This window comes from Streptomyces diastatochromogenes (assembly GCF_002242805.1).
Taxonomy (GTDB): domain Bacteria; phylum Actinomycetota; class Actinomycetes; order Streptomycetales; family Streptomycetaceae; genus Streptomyces; species Streptomyces diastatochromogenes.
The window spans coordinates 52,655-69,854 of the sequence record NZ_MCGQ01000045.1 but is presented as its reverse complement, the minus strand read 5'-3'; the positions used below and the strand labels follow the sequence as shown (position 1 = coordinate 69,854).

Sequence of the window (17,200 nt, the reverse complement as noted above, 5' to 3'; positions counted from 1 at the left end):
GCCCGCGGGAACCGGATGCGGTCGGGCGGTAGCCTGCTCGTGAGGGTTGCCATGGCCGATGAGGTGGACATCCGGCTCCTCGGCGGCTTCGCCGTGGCGGTCGGGGACCGTCCGGTCGCCGCCGGGGCGTGGCGGCTGCGCAAGGCCCGGAGCCTGCTCAAACTGCTGTGCCTGTCGCCGGGCCATCAGATGCACCGGGAACGGCTCTACGACCTGCTGTGGCCGGACCTCGACCGGACAGCCGCGTCGAACAACCTGCACCAGGTGCTGCACGCCGTGCGGCGCGCACTGGCGGCCACGGGGGCGCCGGGGGACGTTCTCGTCCTCCGCGACGACCTGGTGGTGCTCGGACCCGACGGCGGTGTCCGGATCGACCTCGACGCGTTCGAGGAGACGGCCCGGCGGGCCGCGGACGGCGGCGGTGCCGAGGACTACCGTGCCGCGCTCGCCCTGGCCGATGCCGGGCTGCTGCCCGAGGACCGGTACGAGCCCTGGGCGAGCGAGGCGGCCGAGGCGCTGGAAGCACGGCGTACGGCGCTGCGGCTGGGGCTGGGCGAGACGCTCGAGCGCGATCACCACACGGCCGAGGCCATCGACGTACTACGGGCCCTGATCGCGCAGAATCCGCTGCACGAGCCCGGCCACCGTGCGCTGATGCGGGTCCTGGCCGACGCCGGGCAACGGCGGGAGGCGCTGGCCGACTACGAGGACCTGCGGGACGAACTCCGCCGAGACACCGGCGCCGACCCCGACCCGCTGACGCGCCGCCTCTACCGTGAGCTGCTGTCCGACTCGGTCGAGGCGCGGGACCAGCGGCCGGCGCCACGGCACCGTCTGCCGGCGCCCGCGACGGCCCTCATCGGGCGGGAGCGCGAGATGGCCGAGGTGGAGAAGCTGCTCGGGCGGGGCAGGCTGCTGACCCTCACCGGGGCCGGTGGCTGCGGAAAGACCCGGCTCGCGCTCGCCGTGGCGGCTCGCCGGGGCGACGGCTACCGGGACGGGGCGTGGTTCGTCGACCTCGCCGGCCTGGCGGAACCGCACCTCGTGCCCGAGGCGGTCGCCGCGGCCCTGGGACTGCAGCTCCCGCCGTCCGGCGGCGGCCGGGAGGCGCTGATCGCGCAGCTCGGCGGCCGGGAGATGCTGCTGGTGCTGGACAACTGCGAGCACCTGATCGACGCGTGTGCCGCCCTGGCCTCGGAGGTCCTGGCCCGCTGCCCCGGCGTGTGCGTCCTCGCGACCAGCCGGGAGCCGCTGGGCAGTTACGGGGAACGTACCTTCCGGGTGCCCTCCCTGGGTCTGCCGGATCCGCGCCGGCTGCCGTCCGTGGCGGAGTTGGGCCGCTTCGCCTCCGTACAGCTGTTCGTGGAGCGGGCCGGGGACGCGGACCCCGGGTTCCGGCTGACCCCGGGGAACGCGGAGGCCGTCGCGCAGATCTGTTTCCGGCTCGACGGCATGCCCCTGGCCCTGGAGCTGGCGGCGGCCCGGGTGCCCGTACTGGCCCCGCGTCAGATCGCCGACCGGCTCGACGACGCCCTGGCCCTCCTGGGCCGGGGCAGCCGGCGCGGCGCGACCCGTCAGGAGACGCTGCTGGCCACCCTGGAGTGGAGCCACCGGCTGCTCGACGAGGAGGAGCGGCGCCTGTTCCGCCGGCTGGCGGTCTTCGCGGGCGGGTTCTCTCTTGCCGCGGCCGAGGTGGTGTGCGCGGGCGGTGCGCACGGCACCTCGGTGCTGGATCTCCTCGGCCGGCTGGCCGACAAGTCCCTGGTGTGGGCGGAGCCCCGGCAGGACGAGGTCCGCTACCGGCTGCTGGAGACGATCCGGCAGTACGCCGCCGAGCGGCTGCGGGCCGCCGGGGAACTGGCGGCCACCGAGGCCGGCCATCGCCGCTTCTACCTGGCGCTCGCCGAGGCGCGGGACCACGAGCCGCCCACCGGCATCTCCGGGGCGACCTCGCTGGAGCTGGAGGCCGACTACGGCAACCTGCGGGCCGCCCTGCGCTCCTTCCTGCGCCACGAACCGGACAGTGCGCTCCGGCTGGCCGTGGCCCTGCGCTCGTTCTGGCCCGACCGGGGACGTCTCGCCGAGGGCCGGCGCTGGCTGGACGACGCCCTGGCCGCCGCACCGGAGCCCACCCCGCAGCGGGCGAGAGCGCTGATGGGGCGGGCCGTGCTGGCGATCCGCCTCGGTGACGGCTCGCCGTTGGAGGACATCGGCGAGCAGATCGTAGGGATCCACCGGCGGCGGGCGGACCCGGCGGCGCTGGCGTACGCCCACTGCCAGCAGGCGATCCTGCTGTGGATGCGGGGTACGTGGGACCGCGCCCGCACCGCCCTCGACCTGGCCCGCACCCTCGGCGACGACGCCGGCGATCCCTCGGTCCTCGCCGTCGCCGCGCACCTGGAGGGCGTCTGGGCCGTCTGCCGTGGCGAGGGCGCGGTGGCGCGCGGGGCCTGCGTGGAGTGTCTCCGGCTGCTGGACGACGTCCGGGGCGGGAGCGAGCCGTTCTTCCCGGTCATGACACCGGGTTACGTGGTCGAGGACGACGAGGTGGGGCAGGTGTCGCTGTGCTACGAGGAGACGGTGCTCGCTGGCCGTACGGTCGGCCCCTCCCGGGCACGCGGCTACGCCCTGGCGACGCTCGCGTGGGCGAGCCGCCTCGACGGCGACACCGGCGCCGCCACCGCGGCGGCCGACCGCAGCGTCGACTGCTTCCGCGCGCTCGACGACCCGCACGGTGAATCCCTGGCCCTCAACACCCTCGGCAACATCCACCGGCGCCGGGGCGACCACGACGCGGCACGGAACCACCTCGAGGCGGCGCTGGCGATCAGGCGCCGGCTGGGCGACCGCCGGGAGGAGGGCATCACCCTCGGGTGCCTCGGCCTGCTCCACCTGGCCGCCGGGGACACCGACGGCGCGCAGGCGACCCTGTCCGATGTCCTCGCGGGCTTCGAGGAGACCGACGACATCCCGGGCACCACCAACACCGTGCTCCACCTCGGGCTCGTGGCCAGGGCCGCGGGTGACACGGCGCGAGCCCTCACCTTGCTGACCCGCGCCCAGGGTCTGGAACACGTCGCCGGGTCGACCTGCACCGTCGGCTGGGTCGCCCTCATGCTGGCCCGGCTGCTGTGGGAGGCGGGCGACCGCGAGGCTTCCCGGGCGGCGGCCGCCCGGGCCGGTGCTCTCTTCGCCGACCTCGGCGACACGCGCGGCCCGGCCGTCCTGCGGCGCACGCTGCCCTGGGCGCCCGCCGGTCAAAGCGGCTGCTGAGTGGATGCTAAGAGGCACTGCCTACGGTCCCGAGTGTCAGCACAACCACTCGCACCGAGGAGCCGACCATGTCGATCGACACGGCAAAGGGCGTCCTGGGGGACGCCACCGTCGCCGAACTGGAGGCAGGCCTGCGCGGCACTGTCGTCCGCCCCGGCGACGCCGACTACGACCAGGCCCGCACGGTCTGGAACGCGGCCCACGACAAGCACCCGGCCCTGATCGTGCGGTGCGCCGGGACCGCGGACGTGATGCGCGCCGTCGAGTTCGCACGCAGTCAGGACCTGCTCGTCGCCGTGCGCGGTGGCGCCCACAGTATCGCCGGGTTCTCGACCTGCGACGACGGCATCGTCATCGACCTGTCGCCCATGAAGGGCGCCATGGTGGATCCCGTACGCCGCCGGGTGATCGCCCAGACCGGTCTGACCTGGGGCGACCTCGACCATGAGACGCAAGCCTTCGGTCTCGCCGTGACCGGTGGCCTGGTCTCCTCGACCGGTATCGCGGGCTTCACGCTCGGCGGCGGCGTGGGCTGGCTGCTGCGCCGCCACGGTCTGGCCTCCGACAACGTGACGGCGGCCGAGGTGGTCACCGCGGACGGCCGTGTGGTGCGCGCGGACCCGCGGGAGAACGCCGAGTTGTTCTGGGCCCTGCGGGGTGGCGGCGGCAACTTCGGTGTCGTGACCTCGCTCGAGTACCAGCTGCACCCGGTCGGGCCGCAGGTCCTGGCCGGCCTGATCGTCTATCCCCTGGAGCAGGCCCGGCAGGTGGTCACGGGCTGGCGCGAGCTGACCGGAGGCATGCCCGACGAGCTGACGACCCTGGTCAACCTGACCACGGCACCCCCACTGCCCTTCCTGCCGCCGGAGGTCCACGGCACCCGCATCGTGGTGCTGGCCGGCATGTACGCGGGCGACCCCGCGGCCGGTGAGGCGGCCGTCGGCCCGCTGCGGACGCTGGGGACACCGCTGGCCGACCTCATGGGCCCCATGCCGTACATCGGCATGCAGTCACTGCTCGACCCGCTGTGGACGGCCGGGGCGCACAACTACTTCACGTCGGCGTTCATCGAGCCGTCCGACGCCGCGCTCGACGCCGTACTGCGTCGCCACCTGACGACTCCCACGCCCGCCAGCGAACTCCATCTGCACCATCTGGGCGGTGCCTTCGCCCGCGTGCCGGCCGACTCCACGGCCTTCAGCCAGCGGGATCCGAGCGTGCTGTGCAACGTGATCACGCGGTCCCCGGATGCGACGGGCTTCGACCGGTCCGTCGCCTGGGCCCGCGCCGCCCGCGAGGAGATCGCCCGCCACGGCCGCGGCACCATGTACGTCAACTTCACCGGCGACGCGGCCGAGGACAAGGTGCGCGCCGCGTACCCCGACGCGGTGCACGAACGTCTGGTCAGGGTGAAGGACACCTACGATCCCACGAACCTGTTCCGCCTCAACCAGAACATCCGGCCCTCGAACGCGGCCTGATCGACCGTCCGGGCCGAGGCAGATGTCGTGCCGACGATCACACGATCGTGGACAGCCCTCCCGTACCGCGTTGCGCGCGCCCGTGCCCGCCGTTGATCGGTAGGTCGACCGCCCGGAGAACGGCCGGTCGCGTGGGCAGGGGTGACGGGAGGGCAAGTGATCACAGCCGCGTCGGTGGCGCTCGGCCGGGCCGCCGCCCGGCACCGGCGGGCCGTGATCGTCCTGACCCTGCTGTTCGCCGCCGCCTCCGCAGTGGTGGGACACGGAGTGACCGGACATCTCGTCACCGGCGGGTGGGCGCCCGCGGGAGCGTCCTCTCTGCGGGCCGACGCCCTGCTGACCGAACAGTTCCATGGCGGCGTACCCGATCTGGCGCTGCTGGCACGGACGTCGTCCGGGTCGGTCGACTCCCCCGCCGTCCGCGAGGACGGCCGGCGCCTGGTGGCGCGGGTGCTCGCGGACCCGAAGGTGGCCGGCGCCGAGTCGTACTGGACCGGCCCCGTGACCAGTACGGATGTGAGCGGCACGCACGTGAGCGGCCCGCCGGACGCGGCCCTGCGTGCCAAGGACGGGCGGGCTGCGCTGGTCCTGGTGCGGCTGGTGTCGGACACGCACCACACCACGGTGAACCGTCTGGTCCCCGCGGTCACCGGCGGGCACGGGACCCTCCGGGTGACGGTCTCGGGTGCCGCCCTGGTGGTCAGGGACCTGCAGTCGCAGAGCCGGCGGGACCTGCGCCGGGCGGAACTGGTCGCCCTCCCCACCACCCTGCTGCTGTTGCTCTGGGTGTTCGGCAGCTTCGGTGCCGCGTGTCTCCCGCTGGCCGTGGGGCTGGTCGCGGTGGCCGGCACGCTGGCCGTGCTGCGGGTGCTGTCCGCGTTCACCGAGGTGTCGCTGTACGCGCTGAACATGACGACCGCGGTGGGGCTGGCGCTGGCGGTCGACTACAGCCTCTTCCTGGTGGCCCGCTACCGGGAGGAACGCAACGGCGGTGCGGCGCACGAGGCCGCCGTCGCGCGGGCGATGGCCACCGCGGGCCGTACGGTGCTGGTCTCCGCGAGCATCGTCGCGCTGTCGCTGACCGGGCTGCTCGTCTTCCCGCTGCCGTTCCTGAGGTCACTGGCGTACGCGGGCGTCCCCGTGGTGGCCCTGGCCACCGTGGTGTCCCTGGTGCTGGTCCCGGCGGGGCTCTCCTGTCGCGGCGGTCGCCTCGGTGACCGGGACCGGTTCGCCCGGTGGCGCGGCGCGGGCCGCACCGGCCGCGGGTGGCGGCAGCTGGCCCATGCGGTGACCCGCCGCCGGATCGTGGTCGCCGTACTGGCGGCCCTGGCGCTCGCGCTGTGCGCGCTGCCGTTCCGGCATGTCGCCTTCGCCCTCAGCGACGAGCGTGTGCTGCCCGGCGACGCCCCCGTGGTCCGGGCGACGCGTGAACTGCGTTCGGTGTTCCCGGAGTTCGGCGGCGCCGAGGTGGACGTCATCCTGCCCGGCTGGGCACCGGGCCGCAGCGCCTCCCGCACGGCGGCACTGGACGCCTACGCCCGGCACCTGTCGGCACTGCCGGGCGCCAGGTCCGTACGGACGGCGACCGGCGTCTACGCACACGGCGAACGACTGCCCCGCCCCTGCGCCGCAGCGGCCGACTGCGGGGTTCTCGCCAGGCGCCACCTCTCCCCCGCCGGTGGTACCTGGCTCGCCGTCCGCGGCCCGTCCGAACCCTTCGGGCCGGCCAGTGTGCGCCTGGCCCGCGCGGTGCGCGCCGCCGACGCTCCCACGACCGCACTCGTGGCCGGGCCACCGGCCCGCCTGCTCGACGTCCGTGACGCCGTCGCCTCCCGCCTGCCGACGGCCGTCGCCATCGTCGTGGCGACGACCCTGGTCCTGCTGCTGATGTTCACCGGAGGCGCGCTCTTCCTCGCGGTCAAGGCGCTGGTGATGAACGCGCTGAGCATGACCGCGACCTTCGGCGCCATGGTCTGGATCTTCCAGGAGGGCCATCTGCGGTCGCTGCTCGGGCCGTTCACCGTCACCGGCCAGACCGACATCATGAGCCCGGTCACCGTGTTCTGTCTCGCCTTCGGACTGTCCCTGGACTACGAGGTGCTGCTGCTAGCGAGAGTGATGGAAGAGCACCGGCGCACGGACCGGACCACGGCGGCTGTCGCGGCCGGACTCGCCTCGGCAGCACCGCTGTTCACGGCATCGGCCGCGGTGGTCGCCGCCGTACTGCTCAGCCTGGCGGGCTCCGGCATCACCACGATCAAGCTCATCGGCGTCACCGTCGCCCTGTCCGTGGCGATGGACGCACTCGTCGTACGACCGCTGCTCGTGCCCGCGGTGATGTCCTTGGCCGGGGAGGCGAACTGGTGGTCGCTACGACGTCTTGTCACCAGGGCACCGGCCCGGAAGGCGGCGACGCTGCCGCAATAGGGGCCGCGCTCCCGGTCAGCGCGTCTCAGCGCACAGCCGATGCGGCACCGGTGGCCGCCTCCTTCAGCAGGGAACCCAGCAGATGGATGTCGGGTCTGTGGGCGGTGCCCGAGCGGCTGACGGTGAAGACGGTTCTGCTGACCGGTGTCACCAGCGGGTGGAGACTGACGCCCTCGGCGTTGTCGGGTACGGCCAGGCGAGGAGCCAGGGCTACGCCGGCACCTGCGGCCACCAGTGCTGTCAGCACGGAGAAGTCGCTGCTCCGTACGCGGATGTCGGGCACGAAACCGGCGGCGCCGCAGGTGCGCTGGATCATCTCGTAGCAGGACGTGTCCGGCGCCGGGGCCAGCCACGGGTCGTGCGCGAAGTCGACCAGGTCCGCCGGTTCGCCGGGGGTGAGCCCCAGAGTCCGCGCATGATCGGGGTGGAGAACGGCTACGACCGGGTCCTCCATGAGCACGTCCTGTTCGCTGCCCGACGGGAAGTTGCGGGGCAGCACGGTGTAGCTGTGCACGACGGCCACATCCGTCTCACGTTTACGCAGGGCCTCCAGAGCCGCGTCGGGTTCCTGTTCGACGAGATGGACCGTGAGGGCGGGCGCCGAGTCGGCGGCCTGTTCCGCGAGCGCCCTGTACACCCGGGGCAGGAGTGTGCGGGCGGCCGAGGCGAACGCGGCCACCCGGATCAGTCCGCGTCGCCCTCCGCGCAGGGCCGCGAGGTCGGACTCCGCCGCCGCAAGGTCACCGAGGACGACTTCGGCGTGCGCCACCAGCAGCTCCCCCGCGGCGGTCAGCCTCAAGGTGCGGCCCTGCTTCTCCACCACGGGCATTCCGGCCTCGCGCTCGAGCACCGCGAGCTGTTGGGAAACGGCCGGCGCGGTCAGATGCAAGGCATCAGCGGCCGCTGCCACCGTTCCGTAGGTGGCCAGATGGTGCAGAATCCTGAGCCGACGCACATCAAGCATAAGTCGATCTTAAGCTTGACGAAGGAAAAATCAAGATTGGCTTTTGCCCTACATCCGGCCGATGAGCTGTGTGATTAAGCATCTCTATGGCCATCGGGAACAAACCCTAACTGGACCTTTTCATTCGACGGGGACACGGTAGGCGGGTGATGACCCGCTTCGCCTCTCCCCGCCTCCTGGCCCTGGCCGGCACGGTCGCGCTCTGGGCGTCCGCGTTTCCGGCGATCCGTGTCGGTGTCGACGGACTCGGTCTGGCGGCTCTGTCGTTCCTTCGCCTGGCCATCGCCGCCGTCGCGCTGGTCGCCGTAGCGCCCTTCGCCCGGGTGCGGCTGCCGAAGCGGAGCGACCTGCCCTTGATCGCCCTGTGCGGCTTCACCGGTATGACCGCCTACCAGATCCTGCTGAACTGGGGGGAGATCCATGTCGAAGCCGGAACGGCCAGCCTGCTGATCGCGGCCGCACCCGTGTTCAGCATCCTCCTCGGCAGTGCCTTCCTGTCCGAGCCACTGACCCGCAACATCGTCATCGGCAGTGCCATCGCCCTCGCGGGAACCGCCGTCGTCACCCTGGCGGACGGCGTTTCCGGATTCACCGCCGCGTCCTTGGTCGTCCTGGCCGCGGCCGTCGTCCAGGGTGTCTACCACTGCGCCACGAAGCCACTCCTGCGCCGGTACACGGGCCTGGAGGTCGCGACCTACGCGATGGTCGCCGGCACCGTGTTCGCCCTGCCGCTGATACCGGCAGCGGTACGCGCCCTGCCCCGGGCCCCGGCCGACGCTCTGCTGTGCGCCGCCTTCCTCGGGCTTCTGCCTTCCGCGCTCGGGTTCGTCATCTGGGGCTACGCCGTCGCTCGACTGCCGCTCGCGGTCTCCACCGCGGCGCTGTACCTGGTGCCGCCGGTGGCGCTCGCCGTGTCCTTCGTCTGGCTCGGGGAGGTCCCTCACCCGGTCGAACTCCTGGGCGGAGGCGTCGTCGTGGCCGGAGTGACCCTCATCAACCGTCACCGGCACCGACCCGTGCCGCCACGGAGCCTGCGCTACGACATCGCCCCACAGCCGGCTTCCCGGCGACTCGATCGGCGGTGACCGAGGGGCTACAACTCCCTTCCCTCATCGGCCAGTTCACCCCTTGACGCGATTGGTACAGACCTTTTAGGTTCCAGGTCTGCCGGGTGGGTCTGATCCCACTCATCCGCCCATCGCGAGAGGCTGTGAACTCCCCCTTGCCCGCACAACCCCCCACACCTTCATCCCTGTTACGTTCCGTCCTCGCCGTCGCCGTCCTCGCCGTGCCGACCGGGCTGCTCACCGCCGCCCCGGCCCAGGCCGCCACCGGCACCATCACCGGCCTCGCCGGCAAGTGCCTCGACGTCGCCGGAGCAAGCTCCGCCGACGGAACGGCCGTCCAGCTCTACGACTGCAACGGCACCGCCGCCCAGCAGTGGACCGTCGGCAGCGACGGCACCCTCCGCGCCCTCGGCAAGTGCCTCGACGTCACCGGGAACTCGACCGCCGACGGCACCAAGGCCCAGCTGTGGTCCTGCAGCGGCGGCGCGAACCAGAAGTGGACCGCCACCGCCGCCCACGACATCGTCAACCCGCAGGCGAACAAGTGCCTGGACGTCACCGGCAACACCTCCGCCAACGGCACCCGGACCCAGATCTGGAGCTGCACCGGCGCCGCCAACCAGAAGTGGACCGCACCGGCCACGCAGGCCACCGACCAGTGCTGGGCGACGCACTACGGCCCTCAGCCGCCCGGCGCCCTCACGGCCAGCGGCGAGCTGTTCGACAACAATGCCGACACGGCGGCGACATCGCTCAGCCGTCAGCCGCAACTGCCGTTCGGCACACGGGTCCAGGTGACCAACACCGCCAACGGCAGGTCCCTGGTGGTCCGCGTCAACGACCGGGGAACCTTCACCCAGACTCCCCAGGAACCCAAGTGCCTTGACCTGACCGACGGCGCCTTCAGCCGGCTCGGCGGGAGCGTCGACCCCGACGACGGCCACATCGTCGTCACCCAGACCGTGTTGAACTGAGGTGCCGGGCGCGACCGCGGCCGCGGTGATCGCCGGCCAGTTCGAGGCGGTCACCGCGGCGGCCGAGGGGTGCGATGTGCTGGTGGCGACCGGCATGATGCCGGCCTGGGCGGGCGTGACCTTCCAGAAGATCACCCCGCAGCTTTCTGAGGCCGGTCCTCGGCTCAAAGACCCGCCTGAACGAAAAGCGTCTATTCGGCGTCCTGCACCCGCTCTCCTTCCGCCTGGGACGGCTCGGTCCTGGGGACATCCGGGTGCTGCTCCGTGGCCGCGCGCTCGGCCGGCTCGTCGCGCTCGCCCTCGGCCTGGGAGGGAGTACGCGAGTACAGCCAGGCGTCGTAATCCGAGGCTCCCTTTTTCATGGCAGGCCCCCTTTGCTCGCCCTCGCTCACTCGCCTTCCATACTCCTCCGGGAATCGCAGCAGGGCGAGAGCAGCTCCTGCCCCGCCGCGCATTCCCCGCCAAGCCCGGATTTCGAGATCCTGGCGGAAAGGATCAACCGGAATTTCTCGTATACGGGATCAACGGTGCCCTCAACCGATGCCGACGCCGATCCCGACGGAGCCGATCGGCTGCCAGTCGTGCCAGCTGCCGTGCCACCACGCGTTGTAGACCCGGCCGTCGGTGCCGATCGCGAACAGGTCCATCTGGTCGGAATTACGGCTCTGGGCCGCGATCGGGGTGTTGGGGGCGAAGGTCCGGGTGCCGATGGGCTGCCAGTCGTTCCACTCGCCGTGCCACCACGCCACGTACACCCGCCCGTCGTCCCCGACCGCGAACACATCCATCCAGTCGGGATCGCGGGTGAGCGTGGTCAGCGGTGTCCCGGTGGTGAACCTCTTGGTGCCGATGGGCTGCCAGTCGTTCCAGTTGCCGTGCCACCACGCGTTGTGGACGAGCCCGTCGGTACCTACCGCGAACAGGTCCATCTGGTCGGAGTTGCGGCTCTGCCCCGCGATGGTCGTGCCCGGTGCGAAGGTCCGTGAGTAGATCGGCTGCCAGTCGTTCCACTCACCGTGCCACCACGCCACGTACACCCGCCCGTCGTCCCCGACCGCGAACACATCCATCCAGTCGGGATCGCGGGTGAGCGTGGTGACCTGGGCTCCGGCGGTGAACCTCCGCGTGCCGATCGGCTGCCAGTCGTTCCAGTTGCCGTGCCACCACGCGTTGTAGACGAGCCCGTCGGTACCTACCGCGAACAGGTCCATCTGGTCGGAGTTACGGCTCTGCCCCGCGATGGTCGTGCCCGGTGCGAAGGTCCGTGAGTAGATCGGCTGCCAGGCGTTCCAGCCCCCGTTCCACCAGGCGACCCGGGCCACTCCGTCCGCGCCGATGGCGAAGATGTCCATCCAGTCGGGGTCACGGGACAGGGCGGTGATCGGGGTGTGCGGGACGAAGGTGTGCCCGGCGATGGGCTGCCAGTCGTTCCACTGGCCGTGCCACCAGGCCACTCGTGCCAGCCCGTCTCCGCCGACCCCGAAGACGTCCATCCAGTCGGGGTCACGGGTCACGGTGGCGATGCGGCCGGCCTCCAGGGCGGCCTGGTGGCAGAAGGCGAAGAGCCCCGAGGACACGTCACGGATGACCTCGGTCATCTCGGTCCACGTCGGCACGTACTCCGTGCTGAACTCGACGAAGAACCCGTGGACCTTCTCCCGTCCGGGATCGACCAGGTGCCTGGCGTAGGCGTAGTCGTCGACGGTGCCCGCGGTGACGTAGGTGGCCACTCCTTGTTCGGGTGCGTACGCCTTGCCGCGGACGGCCCGAAGCGCGTCGGTGAAAGTCTGGGTCAGTGACCGCACGATGCCGAGGTCGGTGGCGGTGATGTACTCCTGATAGGCGGCCTCCAGGGGCCGGCCGAGGTGAGACTTCCGGGTGACGCCGCGCTTCCCGTCGTACGCGGGATTCCGGAAGTTCATGTCGGGATTCGTGGTCTGGTTGTCGTCGTCGTTCCAGTTGTGGCCGAACACCTGGGTGTAGCTGTGTACGTCGACCTGCCAGCGCACCCGCGGATGGGTGTCGAGCAGCCATTTCACGTTCAGGGTCTCGGCCTCGGAGAACGGCCTCGGCCCCTGGTACACCTCGTATTCGTTCGGGTCGGCGGACGTGTACAGCGGAGCCTCACCGTCCTCGGTCACGGGCGCCCAGTACTTTCCGAGGTCGAAGAGGAAGTCGTAGTTGCGGTTGAGGTCGACGCCGCTCACCTCGGGCACGCCGTAGGCGGGGTTCCGGTTCTTGCGCCAGTCGCCCTTGCGGTACTGGCTGTGGTGCCGGCCGTCGGGGTTGACCATGGGGAAGACGAGCAGGTGCAGCCGTTCCAGCACGGTCCGCACCTCGACGGGCGAGATCTCCCGGCCGCCGTAGCGCAGGCCCGTACCGGTTCGGTAGGCCTGGAGGAGGTCGGCCGCGAGGTTCACCAGGATCTCGCAGCCTCCCCACTCGCGGGCGTGCTGGCCGCCGAGCAGCAGCACGGTCGGGCGGCTGTGCTCGGCGCCGGTACCGAGCCGCAGCGCGTGGCTGACGCGGTGCGCCTCCGACGCGGTCCGTTCGGGGAGTTCGATGAGCCGGCAGAGATCGCCGTAGGTCGCGGCGAGGTTGCGGACGGCGGTGTCCACCTCGTCCACGTTCAGATAGAGGTCGCCCAGGCCGGTGCCGCCCGGTACGCCGAGGCCCGAGGGGGCCGTACCGTCGGCGAAGCGGTTGCCGCGGCCCACCTCTTTCTGGCGGTCGAGCCAGTACTGGGTGTTGTCGTCGACCACGTCGGCCGTGAGGCCCCGGGCCCGGATGGCGTCCAGCCGCTCCACGGTCGCGTAGACCTCCGCGCGCACCGTTCCGGACTCGTCCCGCTGGATCCCGCCCACCGCGCGTACCTGCGCCTCGGTGAGCGCGGAGCGCAGCGCGTCGAAGTCGGGAGCCGAGACCTGGGCGCGTTTGACGCGCAGCCACGGCGCTGCGGCATAGCAGGAGTTGAGGTTCTCCAGCGCCCATGCCTCGCCGGAGTCGTTGCGCAGCTCGCGGTAGAAGCCGGTGCCGTCGATGGCCGTGTCGATGGCCTCGGCGAAGGACCGCAGGTGCCGCAGGTAGGAGCTGAGGACGACCAGGCTGCGGGCAAGGTCGGGAAGTTCGCCGCGCCGGCGGTGGATGTCACAGCATTCCCGCCCCGCGGCCACGGACTTCTCGTGCTGTCCCGCCGCCGAATACCGGTTCGCCAGGTTCTCCAACGCCCAGGCAAGACCCGGCTCGTTCCCCGACTCGCGGTAGATCGCGACGCCTTCCTCGGCCGCCGCCACCGCCTGGGCGTACGCGGCGGCATGGTACTGGTACGCGCTGAGGATGATCAGGGTGCGGGCGAGGTTCGGGCGGTCGCCGCGCCGGCGGTGGATGTCGACGCACTCCTGCCCCGCGGCCACGGACTTCTCGTGCTGCCCCGCCGCCGAACACCGGTTCGCCAGGTTCTCCAACGCCCAGGCAAGACCCGGCTCGTTCCCCGACTCGCGGTAGATCGCGACGCCTTCCTCGGCCGCCGCCACGGCCTCGTCGAAGGCCCTGCTGTGCTGGAGATACGCGGAGAGGGTGATCAGGGCCTCGGCCAGCGTGGGACGGTCGTCCAGGCGGCGGAGGATGTCGCAGCGTTCGCGGGCGGCTGTCACGGACCTGTCGTGCTGTCCGGCCTCCGAGTAGCGGGCGGCGAGGTTCTGCAGCGCCCATGCCAGCTCGGCTTCGCTGTGCAACTCGCGGAAGATCGAGACGGCCTCCTCCCCGGCCGAGATCGCCTCCGGCAGGCGGCCCGCGTTCCGCAGCAGCGCCGACAGCCTGACCAGCGCGCGGGCAAGGTTGGGCCGGTCGCCGGCCTGTCGGTAACGCTCGACTTCCTGCTGCGCCTCCTGCACTGGGTCGTCGGCGACAGCGCTGATTCCTGTCATGGGCTTTCCCCCGTCTGTACGGCGGTGGTCAGCCGCCGTCCTCGCCCCAGGGGCGTACCCCCCGGGTCGCGGTGCTGGTGTCTCGGTGAGGGGGTGCCCGAAAAACGCGATGCTCACTCAGGCGATTCGGCAATGCGAGCCAAAGCGAGGCCCTGACCGCCGAGTTGGACGGTGAAGCGGGCATGCTAGGGCAACAGTCAATTCCTGCATAGGATTTACCGTCGCTATAACCTCGAACTGATTAACCAATTTCGGCCAATCCACCCGTTCAAGCCATCTTTCAGAGCGCCGATGCCATCAAAATTCCGCCCCCACAAGCCAATTGACGCATAACTTCGCAGGCCTTTACGCTTGGCGCCGACCACGGGGGAACACCGCGAAAGCGGTCTGCTCGGCGCGGGGGTGCCGTGTGGTGATCAGCAAACTCGACGGACCACTTCTCTCTCGTCTTCAGACAATGAAGGGCCTCGCTGCCGAGGCCGCCGCGGCGGCGAGCCGCGAGCAGCAGAACGTCATGGTGCACATCGAGGGCGACTTCGCCGCCGCCGAACGCGCCGGACTGTGGACCGAGTTCCGCACGCAACGGATCGCCGTCGGCACGATCGCCTTGGCCGACCTCGAGAAGGTCGCCGCGGTGGCAGGGGTCAAGGCCATCCACACCAACGCGCGGGTATGGCCGCCGGGGCGATCCCGTCCCGCGGGCACACCACCGGATGCGGGGCGGGGGCACCCGCACGCCCCGGACCCACCCTCCACGGCCGCGGGCGACGCCACGGCACCGCACGCCGAGGCGATCCCTCCTCTGCCCAGCGGCGTCACCGGCAAGGGCGCGGTCGTCGGCCTCGCCGACACCGGCATCGACATCTATCACCCCGCCTTCATCCAGCCGGGCAGCAACCCGCCCCGCACACGCATCGTCTCGCTGTGGGACGAGAGCCTGCGCCAGACCATCGAGTGCACCAGCGATGCGGCGGGCTCCATCGTCCTGTACTGGCAGTCGGTGAGCGGGAGGCCGGAAGAGAAGACGGCATCCCTCACCCTCCCCCTCTCCGCGTCCACCGTGCAACAGGCCCTCGAGTCCTTCGTGCAGATCGACCCCGGTGACATCCAGGTCACCGGCGGGCCACTCCCCTCCAGCCCCGTCCGGATCGACTTCTCCGGCATCTACGACACCGCCAACATCGACCAGGCTCAGTTGGGCGCGATCCGGGCCGTGCCCTCCTTCACCCGGGGAGCCGTTCGCGTCCGCCGCGGGCGGCACATCACCCGGGCCGAGATCGACGCCGCCCTGCAGGCCCAGCCACGCGGGAAGTTCGTCTCCCAGGACTTCGACAGCGTCGGCCACGGCACCCTTGTCGCCGGCATCGCGGCGGGCGTCGGCGCGGTGGCCAAGGCGTGTTGCAAGCGCGACCAACCGCTCGGTGTCGCGCCCGGAGCCGACATCGTGGCCTGCAGGGTGATCTCGCGCTCCGGGGTCCTGCGGGCCGCGCAGCACATCTTCACGCAACCCTGGCTCGCCCCGGGTGAGTTCGCCAAGCCGACCGTGCTGAGCGTGAGCCTCGTCCGGATGGACAGCTCGGGCGACGGTACCGATCCGCTGTCCCTCGCACTCGACGACATGGTCCACGACAAGCCCGGACGATCCGTGGTCGCGGCCGCCGGCAACGAAGGCGGGTTCTACAACCCCCCTCAGCCCGGGCAGCCCCGCCAGCCGTACGACGGAGGGCACCACACCACGAACATCGCCCCGGCGAACGGGCCGACGGTCATCCGGTACGCCGTCCAGCCCCAAGACACACAGACCAACCATCTGCACCTGTGGTACGAGGGCCCGGGACAGCTCAGCGTCACCCTGACCGCACCCCCGAACGCCCCGGGCGGCAACGGAAACACCGGCCCCACGCTCACGTCCCCCCTGAAACCGGACGCCTCGGCGAAGGACTACGGGAGCGCTCGGCTCGGCGGCGACAAGGGACACACCGTGCGCTACCTGTACCGGCCGGCCGAGCCACCGAGCGGGAAACGCCATCTCGACCTGCAGCTCGACCCTCCGCCCGGCGGGCCGATCACGCCGGGGACCTGGACCATCACGCTGCGGGAGACAACAGGCAACGCCACCCGGTTCGATCTCTGGTGCGTGACGTTCGGCGACGCGAAGGACCCATCGGGCAGGTTCCTCCGGATCGATCAGAATCAGAGCAGGACCGTCACCGCGCCGGGCACTGCCCGGCAGGCGATCACCGTCGGGTCGTACGACACCAGGGACGACCGTCTCGCCCCCGACTCCAGCCACGGCCCGACCACCGACCTCCGGCTCAAACCGGAGCTGTGCGCCCCCGGAGTGGAGATCACCTCCGCGCAGAACAGAGGAATCGACACGACTCTCCCGCTCTACCGCAGGGAGAGCGGCACCAGCCTGGCCGCGCCCTACGTCGCGGGTGTCGTCGCCCTCATGTTCGAAGTCGACGGAACCCTGGACCAAGGAAGCCTCCTCACCCATCTGACCGGCACCTGCTCTCCCCCCGTGCCTCCGGTGCCCCCGACGCAACTGGACAGCGGCTGGGGCTACGGCCGGATCAATCCGGAGAAGGCCGTGGATGCCGTACGACACGCCGTGGCAGCGCGCTCCGCCCTCGCCGCCCCCCACCCCACCGACGAACCCCTCGTCCTCCCCACGGCCGCCTACCCGGCCGCTCGCGTCCCGTTCGCGACCCGGATGGGGCAGGTGCGAGCACGGCTGGAGAACACTCCCGCAGGGCGTCACCTGGCCTCGCTCGTCGCCGTGCACCAGGAGGAGGTGCAACGGCTGGTCGTCCGCGACCGAAGGGTGACCGTGGCCTGGCACCGGATGCACGGGCCGCTGCTGGTGCGGCTGCTGCTGTTCAGCGAACTGGACCCCGACCTGCCCGTGCCCCGCACGCTAGGCGGACGGTCCGTCGCCGAGGGGCTGGCACGGCTGCTCGACACACTGCACCACGCCGGCGGCCCCGGCCTCCAGGAGGGGATCGCCACCCACCGCGCCTTCGTGCTCGCGCTTCCCGGGGCCCGGCTGTCCGAACTCGACGTATCCGTGGACGGGGGGCGGTGA

Annotated in this window: 9 protein-coding genes; 6 read left to right on the top strand and 3 right to left on the bottom strand. The window is 71.4% G+C overall.

The genetic code is table 11. From position 1 onward, the window contains the following. Positions 1–51: 51 nt before the first annotated feature. From BEK98_RS39260 to BEK98_RS39250, 3 genes are all read left to right on the top strand, one after another. The gene (locus BEK98_RS39260; RefSeq protein WP_167444362.1) at positions 52–3,273 is read left to right on the top strand and encodes an ATP-binding protein; all 3,222 of its coding nucleotides are present in this window, start codon (positions 52–54) and stop codon (positions 3,271–3,273) included. A gap of 68 nt (positions 3,274–3,341) precedes the next feature. Next, positions 3,342–4,754, top strand: coding sequence for an FAD-binding oxidoreductase (locus BEK98_RS39255; RefSeq protein WP_094221557.1), 1,413 nt, complete (start codon positions 3,342–3,344; stop codon positions 4,752–4,754). Between the two features lie 156 nt (positions 4,755–4,910). Beyond that, positions 4,911–7,181, top strand: coding sequence for an MMPL family transporter (locus BEK98_RS39250; protein WP_107428319.1), 2,271 nt, complete (start codon positions 4,911–4,913; stop codon positions 7,179–7,181). Positions 7,182–7,206: 25 nt separating this feature from the next. On the opposite strand, the gene BEK98_RS39245 is transcribed toward BEK98_RS39250, so the two are convergent. Further along, complete coding sequence (locus BEK98_RS39245) at positions 7,207–8,145, bottom strand: LysR family transcriptional regulator (protein WP_094221555.1); 939 nt, start codon at positions 8,143–8,145, stop codon at positions 7,207–7,209. Between the two features lie 149 nt (positions 8,146–8,294). Here BEK98_RS39245 and BEK98_RS39240 point away from each other — a divergent pair, with 149 nt between their 5' ends. Both BEK98_RS39240 and BEK98_RS51030 read left to right on the top strand, forming a co-directional pair. Further along, a complete protein-coding gene (locus BEK98_RS39240) occupies positions 8,295–9,230 on the top strand; it encodes a DMT family transporter (protein ID WP_094221554.1) in 936 nt (311 codons plus the stop codon). Positions 9,231–9,397: 167 nt separating this feature from the next. Then, entirely contained in the window at positions 9,398–10,186 is a 789-nt protein-coding gene (locus BEK98_RS51030; RefSeq protein ID WP_425276653.1) for a lectin, read from the top strand. 191 nt (positions 10,187–10,377) lie between these two features. Here BEK98_RS51030 and BEK98_RS49250 read toward each other — a convergent pair whose 3' ends face one another. Next, positions 10,378–10,548 (bottom strand): hypothetical protein, encoded by a 171-nt coding sequence (locus BEK98_RS49250; protein WP_167444361.1) that lies wholly within the window; start codon positions 10,546–10,548, stop codon positions 10,378–10,380. Between the two features lie 171 nt (positions 10,549–10,719). Further along, positions 10,720–14,112, bottom strand: a complete 3,393-nt coding sequence (locus tag BEK98_RS39225; protein ID WP_094221552.1) for a M14 family zinc carboxypeptidase — start codon at positions 14,110–14,112, stop codon at positions 10,720–10,722. A 457-nt stretch (positions 14,113–14,569) separates the two neighbouring features. Here BEK98_RS39225 and BEK98_RS39220 point away from each other — a divergent pair, with 457 nt between their 5' ends. Further along, complete coding sequence (locus tag BEK98_RS39220; RefSeq protein ID WP_094221551.1) at positions 14,570–17,200, top strand: S8 family serine peptidase; 2,631 nt, start codon at positions 14,570–14,572, stop codon at positions 17,198–17,200.

Coding starts and splice junctions, on each gene's coding strand:
- BEK98_RS39240 (WP_094221554.1), top strand. CDS start 8,295: ATGACCCGCTTCGCCTCTCCCCGCCTCCTGGCCCTGGCCGGCACGGTC.
- BEK98_RS39225 (WP_094221552.1), bottom strand. CDS start 14,112: ATGACAGGAATCAGCGCTGTCGCCGACGACCCAGTGCAGGAGGCGCAG.
- BEK98_RS39245 (WP_094221555.1), bottom strand. CDS start 8,145: ATGCTTGATGTGCGTCGGCTCAGGATTCTGCACCATCTGGCCACCTAC.
- BEK98_RS39260 (WP_167444362.1), top strand. CDS start 52: ATGGCCGATGAGGTGGACATCCGGCTCCTCGGCGGCTTCGCCGTGGCG.
- BEK98_RS49250 (WP_167444361.1), bottom strand. CDS start 10,548: ATGAAAAAGGGAGCCTCGGATTACGACGCCTGGCTGTACTCGCGTACT.
- BEK98_RS39255 (WP_094221557.1), top strand. CDS start 3,342: ATGTCGATCGACACGGCAAAGGGCGTCCTGGGGGACGCCACCGTCGCC.
- BEK98_RS39220 (WP_094221551.1), top strand. CDS start 14,570: ATGAAGGGCCTCGCTGCCGAGGCCGCCGCGGCGGCGAGCCGCGAGCAG.